This window comes from Nocardia sp. NPDC060220 (genome assembly GCF_042727815.1).
Classification (GTDB): domain Bacteria; phylum Actinomycetota; class Actinomycetes; order Mycobacteriales; family Mycobacteriaceae; genus Nocardia.
In genome coordinates, this window is the sequence record NZ_JBHWZY010000387.1 from 1 (window position 1) to 6,325 (window position 6,325).

Annotated in this window: 5 protein-coding genes; 2 read left to right on the forward strand and 3 right to left on the reverse strand. The window is 68.4% G+C overall.

The window, feature by feature from the left end; genetic code table 11:
* From ACFWF3_RS20235 to ACFWF3_RS20245, 3 genes are all read right to left on the reverse strand, one after another.
* Positions 1 to 189 (reverse strand): hypothetical protein (locus tag ACFWF3_RS20235; protein ID WP_379314847.1); only part of this gene is annotated, 189 nt, incomplete at its 3' end.
* Positions 190 to 232: 43 nt separating this feature from the next.
* Complete coding sequence (locus ACFWF3_RS20240; protein ID WP_379219863.1) at positions 233 to 1,447, reverse strand: acetyl-CoA C-acetyltransferase; 1,215 nt, start codon at positions 1,445 to 1,447, stop codon at positions 233 to 235.
* 189 nt (positions 1,448 to 1,636) lie between these two features.
* On the reverse strand, positions 1,637 to 4,354 hold the full coding sequence (locus tag ACFWF3_RS20245; RefSeq protein ID WP_379314848.1) for a DNA polymerase III subunit gamma and tau: 2,718 nt from the start codon (positions 4,352 to 4,354) through the stop codon (positions 1,637 to 1,639).
* Positions 4,355 to 4,799: 445 nt separating this feature from the next.
* On the opposite strand from ACFWF3_RS20245, the gene ACFWF3_RS20250 reads away from it, so the two are divergent.
* Together ACFWF3_RS20250 and ACFWF3_RS20255 are read left to right on the forward strand one after the other, a co-directional pair.
* Complete coding sequence (locus ACFWF3_RS20250; protein ID WP_378994412.1) at positions 4,800 to 5,624, forward strand: hypothetical protein; 825 nt, start codon at positions 4,800 to 4,802, stop codon at positions 5,622 to 5,624.
* Positions 5,625 to 5,744: 120 nt separating this feature from the next.
* A partial coding sequence (locus ACFWF3_RS20255; RefSeq protein ID WP_379314849.1) for an ammonium transporter occupies positions 5,745 to 6,325 on the forward strand: 581 nt, incomplete at its 3' end.

Genomic DNA, 6,325 nt, shown 5'->3' on the forward strand with positions numbered 1-6,325 from the left:
GGTCTTCTTGCCGGAGGTGATGACGACACCGGTGATGTCGTCCTTCTCCGCCTCGAGGCGGTCGACGGTGGCGTTCATCGACGCGAGGTACGCGTCGTTCATGGTGTTGGCGCCCTGGCTGGGGTCGTCGATAGTGAGGACGACCACGCCGTCGGCGTCCTTCTCCCAGCCGATGATGTTGTCAGTCATAGTTTTTCGTTCTCTCCTATGAGAAGTGAAAGTCGGCCGGAGCTCAGACGCGCTCGATGATGGTGGCGACGCCCATGCCGCCGCCGATGCACAGGGTGATCAGGCCGTAGCGCGCGTTGCGACGCTCCAGCTCGTCGAGCACCGTGCCGGTGATCATCGCGCCGGTGGCACCCAGCGGGTGGCCCATCGCGATCGCGCCACCGTTGACGTTCAGCTTCTCGTCCGGGACGTTCAGGTCCTTCTGGAACTTCAGCACCACGGAGGCGAAGGCCTCGTTGATCTCGACGAGGTCCATGTCCTCGATCGTCAGACCGGCCTTGGCCAGCGCCTTCTTGGCGGCCGGGGTGGGACCGGTGAGCATGATGGTGGAGTCCGCACCGGAGGTGGCGGTCGCGACGACGCGGGCACGCGGGGTCAGACCCGAGTTCTTGCCCGCCTCTTCGGAACCGATCAGCAGCAGGGCGGCGCCGTCGACGATGCCCGAGCTGTTGCCACCGTGGTGGACGTGGTTGATCTTCTCGATGTAGGTGAACTTCTGCAGCGCGACGGCGTCGAAGCCACCCATCTCACCGATGCCGGCGAAGGCCGGGTTCAGCTTGCCGAGGTCGGCGGCGGTGGTGCCGGGACGCATGTGCTCGTCGTTGTCGAGCACGACCAGGCCGTTGATGTCCTTGACCGGGACGATCGACTTGGCGAAGTAGCCGCCGGTGGTCGCCGCGGCGGCCAGGTCCTGCGAGCGCACCGCGTAGGCGTCGACGTCATCGCGGGTGAAACCCTCGATGGTGGCGATCAGGTCGGCCGAGATGCCCTGGGGCACGAAGTAGCCGTCGTAGTTGGTGGCCGGGTCGAGCGCCCAGGAGCCGCCGTCGGAGCCCATCGGTACGCGCGACATCGACTCGACGCCACCGGCGATGACGAGGTCGTCGAAGCCGGAGCGAACCTTCTGCGCAGCCAGGTTCACGGCCTCGAGGCCGGAAGCACAGAAGCGGTTGAGCTGGAAGCCACCGACGGTGTCGGGCAGGCCGGCGATGGTGACCGCGGTGCGGGCGATGTCCATGCCCTGGTCACCGACGGGGGTGACCACGCCGAGGATGAGGTCCGAGATCTGGTCCTCGTCGAGGTTCGGGAAGCGGCCACGCAGCTCCTGGATCAGACCAACAGTCAGATCGATCGGCTTGACCGAGTGCAGCGAGCCGTTCTTCTTGCCGCGGCCGCGCGGAGTGCGGATGGCCTCGTAGATGTAGGCCTCTGTGGTCATATCGGAGTGTTTCCTTCCTTGGGGTGCGGTGGCCGCACGAACGCCACGACCAATTGTCTCGACGCCGTACAAATCCCGGCAAACACCAGCGGAGCATAGAACCATGCTCATCCGGTGAAACCGGCCACCCGTTCATACTACCGTGGTGTGCGAACTCCGGTTAACTTAACGCGGTACGGACGGTGGCTGTCAACCATCCAGACTCTTTGCTCCGAACTGTTCACGTAGCAACGCCAGCGCGACCTCGTCCGGGTCTTGACGGTCACCGGGAGCCACCGGCACCGCGGCGGCGGCCAGCATCTCCCGTTCTTCCTCCGGGGTCGGCGGGGCGAGAACGGCGGCGCTGCGCGCGGAATCGCCACCGGACCGGGACTCGGACCCCTCGTCCGGGCCGGGGTCGTCGGGGAGGTCAGGGAAATCCGGCGGCGGAATGTCATCGTCGGACGGCCGGTTCGCCCGGTTCGGCGACTGGTTGCCCGCCGCCTGGCTCGGCCGCGAGAACTTGGGGCGTCCCGCGGGCTTGCCCTCCGGATTTCCCGGCCCCCGCGCGGGCCCGGCCTTGGCGGCGGGCGCGGGTCGCGGCGCGGGTGCACCGGTCTCCCAGCGCACATCCAGTTCACGCCCGAGCACGGCCCGCACCGCCGAACGCACTGCCTCGATATTGCGCGGATCGGACAACCGCTGCGCCAACGGCGCGGCCGGATGCGCGAAAACGATCACCTCGCCCTCGACCCGCGACACCGCCGCCCCCGACAAGAGCGCCTGCAAGGTAGCCCCGAACTCCCGCACCCTGCCCTTGATCTCCGGCCACGCGGCATCGACGATCCCGACCAGATCCTCGGTGGGTGCAGCGCCGACCTGCGGCTCCACCTGCGCAGAAGCAGCCTCGACCCGCGACGGCGCTTCGGCTTCACCCAGTTCGGGTTCCGGCTGAACCGGCGAATCCACCTGCGGTGCTACCGCTTCCGGAATCGAGTCGATGCCGGCTGCGGGCGTGCCGCTGCCGGTCAGACGGGTCGCCTCGACCTCGGGAGAATCTGCCGCGAGCCGCTGGGAAGCGAATCTTTCCGACGAGATGTCAACGGCACTGTGCCCGGAATCGATGGGCGCGGGGGGCTCGAGCTGCGCGGACTGTGCCGTCGGTGCGGACTGCGCTGTCGGTGCGGACTGCGCCGTCCGTGCTGCCTGCTCGGGCGGTGCGGTCGGTGCGGACTGTGCCGTCGGTGCGGACTGTGCCGTCGGTGCGGACTGTGCCGTCGGTGCGGACTGTGCCGTCGGTGCGGACTGCGCTGTCGGTGCGGACTGCGCTGTCGGTGAGGACTGCGCCGTCCGCGCTGCCTGCTCGGGTGGTGCGGTCGGTGCGGACTGCGCCGTCCGCGCTGCCTGCTCGGGTGGTGCGGTCGGTGCGGACTGCGCCGTCGGCGCGGTCGGCTCGGGTGGTGCGGTCGGCGCTTGCGGTGCAGCCGATGCTTGCGGTGCGGTCGGCGCACTGGGCGCAGACACTGTCGGGGACACACTCGGTGCGGACATCACGGGTGCCGGCGGTGTAGCCGAGGCCGCGGTCTTCTGTTCCGCGACAACAGGGCTCGCGGCGCCGGATGCCGACGATCCGCCGGTCGCCGCTTCCTTCTCGGCGCGCGCGGCGGCGAGAAGTTCCGCACCTCGGCGGCCACGGGCGGCCGGGACGGCCGGGCGTTCGGCGGGTGACTCACCCGCCGCAGGCCCCGGGCGGGCGGGCGCGGGGGCCGATCCGCTCGCGAATCCGCGTTCCAGCCGTTCCAGCCGTTGCAGGGTGGCCGACTCGGCGTCGGACACCGACGGCAGGAGCATGCGGGCGCAGATCACTTCGAGGAGCAGGCGCGGGGCGGTGGCGCCGCGCATTTCACCGAGGCCTTCGTGCAGGAGTTCGGCGTAGCGGGTGAGGGTGGCGGGGCCCAGACGTTCGGCCTGGTCACGCATTCTTTCCAGGACGTCGCCTGGACCGGAGACCAGGCCGCGGTCGGCGGCATCGGGGACCGCGCGCAACAGGATCAGGTCGCGCAGCCGTTCGAGCAGGTCGACGGCGAACCGGCGCGGGTCGTGGCCCGCTTCCATCACCGAATCGACCGTGTTGAACAGGGCCGCACCATCATCGGCAGCCAGCGCGTCGATGGCGTCGTCGATCAGCGCCACATCGGTGACGCCGAGCAGCGAGACCGCGCGCGGGTAGGTGACACCGTCCGGCCCGGCGCCGGCCAGCAGCTGGTCGAGCACGCTCAGGCTGTCGCGCGGCGAACCACCACCGGCCCGGATGACCAGCGGGTACACCGCCTCCTCCACCGCTACGTGCTCCTGCTCGCAGATCTTGCCGAGCAGTCCGCGCATGGTGGCGGGCGGCAGGAGCCGGAACGGATAGTGGTGCGTGCGTGAGCGAATCGTCGGCAGCACCTTGTCCGGCTCGGTGGTGGCGAAGATGAAGATCAGGTGGGCGGGCGGTTCCTCGACGATCTTGAGCAGCGCGTTGAAACCGGCCGTGGTGACCATGTGCGCCTCGTCGACGACGAACACGCGGTAGCGCGACTCGGCGGGCGCGTAGAAGGCGCGATCGCGCAGCTCGCGGGTGTCGTCGACACCACCGTGACTGGCCGCGTCGAGTTCGATCACGTCGAGGTTGCCCGAGCCGCCCGGCCCGAGCGCCACACACGACGAGCGCGTGCCGCACGGGGTCGACGTCGGCCCGTCCACGCAGTTCAGCGACCGCGCGAGGATGCGCGCGGACGACGTCTTACCGCAACCACGCGGCCCGGAGAACAGATACGCGTGACTGATCCGTCCGGTATCCAGCGCTGTACTCAGCGGGTCGGTGACGTGCTCCTGACCCACTACTTCTGCGAATGTCGCCGGTCGATACTTCCGGTACAGAGCCACGACCCACAGGCTACCGAGAGTGTCCGACAGGGTTTATCGGCGGCTGGCACTGTACCCGCGCGCGGTAACGAAGCCTTGATAATGATGTGATCTAAATCACATTGAATTTCGCGGTATGGAGCGTAGGTGCAAAGCGAGCCGCTAGGCGCAACGGCTGAGCTATCGACTGCCGAGTACGTGGCGAATCCGCCATCGAACAGTCTGTTGATACTGGTTGCCACGGCAATCCAAACCAATTCCCCGATTGACGGCGCCTTACCGGATGTAACGAAACAATGAACGGTCGTGACAGCGGCGCAAGTGCCTGGCTACCGTGGATCTCGGCAACTTCGGTGGCCAAACCTTCATCAGGTTGGTGACCCCGGCCGGTCCCTCATCCCGACCGGGGCACAACCTTCGCGCACCGATCGCTCCCCCACCGCACCGACCGGAGGAACGTTTCACCGTGCTGTCGTGTGATGACATCGCAACCGCCTGGCTCGCCCACACCGACTTCGCCGGCGACAACGCCGCAGTCGGGCTACTGAGCCGGGCAATCAGCCCACAAGACTTCGACATCAAACGCGACTCGTTACCCGTCGCTGCCGCAGCCGACCCGGCGACCGCCGACGCCATCCTGCAACTGCTCGAACGCGGGCAGGTGCCGACGATGGCGGCCATTCGCACGCTCACCGCGCAGAACGAGATGCGCCGCGAGGCCGAGCGGATCGAGCGGCTCGGCCGTCGCGCCCAGCGCAGCATCGACGAGTTCGGGCGCGTGCTGGCCCGCCTCGCCGCGGCGCACTGGACCGACCACGATATCGGCCCCACCAGGCGCGATATCCTCGCCGATGCCGAGGTCTGCACGCTCATCGCCGAACGGGTGGGTGAGATCGCGCCGTCGGCGGTCAAACATCTGTGGCTGATCGAACGGGCACAGCGTGCGGGCTGGATCGCCTCGAACGCGAGCCCCGGTTCACTGTGCCCGGCGCGGCGCTGGCACACCACCAAGTACGGCAACCGGGTCTCGCAGAAGCCGGTCAACATGATCGGCAAGCTGGTCGCGGGCTTCGTCGTGGAACACACCGCCGACCGGGGCAAGCCGCCGAGCTGGGCGGTGCTCGCCCGCGACGCGCGCGACGATCGCGGCCGCCGCCTGTTCTTCGACGTGGCCGACGCGCATGCCCAGCGCCGCTGGCTCACCACTGCCGAGTGGCTCGCCGACGGCGATGACCTGCCCGTTCCCGGCAAGCGCGGCGTGCGGGCGCTGGCCAAGGAAAACCGGGGCTAGCGCCGCCATCCGTGGTGAGTGTTCGGTAACTTTCTCGCAACGCATCCACGCGTGAAAGGAGTTACCGTGCCCGCAACGATCGACCCGGCGGCCACTGCTTGGCTACTCGCGGCCACCGCCATGGTGCTGTTGATGACGCCCGCACTGGCCGTGTTCTACGGCGGGATGGTGCGCTCGACCGGCGTGCTGAACATGCTGATGATGAGCTTCATCGCGATCCCGCTGGTCACCGTGGTCTGGCTGGTCGCCGGCTACAGCCTCGCGTTCGGCGACGACGCGGGTGGTGGCCTGATCGGCGATCTCGAGCATCTCGGGCTGGCCGGGATCAATCCCGACTCCGTCCGCGGCACCATTCCGGAACTGCTGTTCGTCACCTTCCAGCTGACGTTCGCGATCCTGACCGCCGCCCTGGTCTCCGGCGCCATCGCCGACCGTGCCAAGTTCGCGGGCTGGATGGTGTTCGTTCCGCTGTGGACGCTGGCGGTGTACGCGCCGATCGCGCACTGGGTGTGGGGACCGGACGGCTGGCTGCTGAACTTCGGCGCGCTCGACTACGCGGGCGGGCTGGTGGTCGAGATCGCCTCCGGCGCTTCCGCCCTCGCCTTGGCGCTGGTCCTTGGACCGCGCATCGGTTTCAACATCGATGCGATGCGTCCGCACAACCTGCCGTTCGTGCTGCTCGGCGCCGGTCTGCTGTGGTT

Bases quoted from the DNA above. Each gene is read 5' to 3' on its own strand.
- ACFWF3_RS20240 (WP_379219863.1), bottom strand. From the start codon at position 1,447: ATGACCACAGAGGCCTACATCTACGAGGCCATCCGCACTCCGCGCGGC.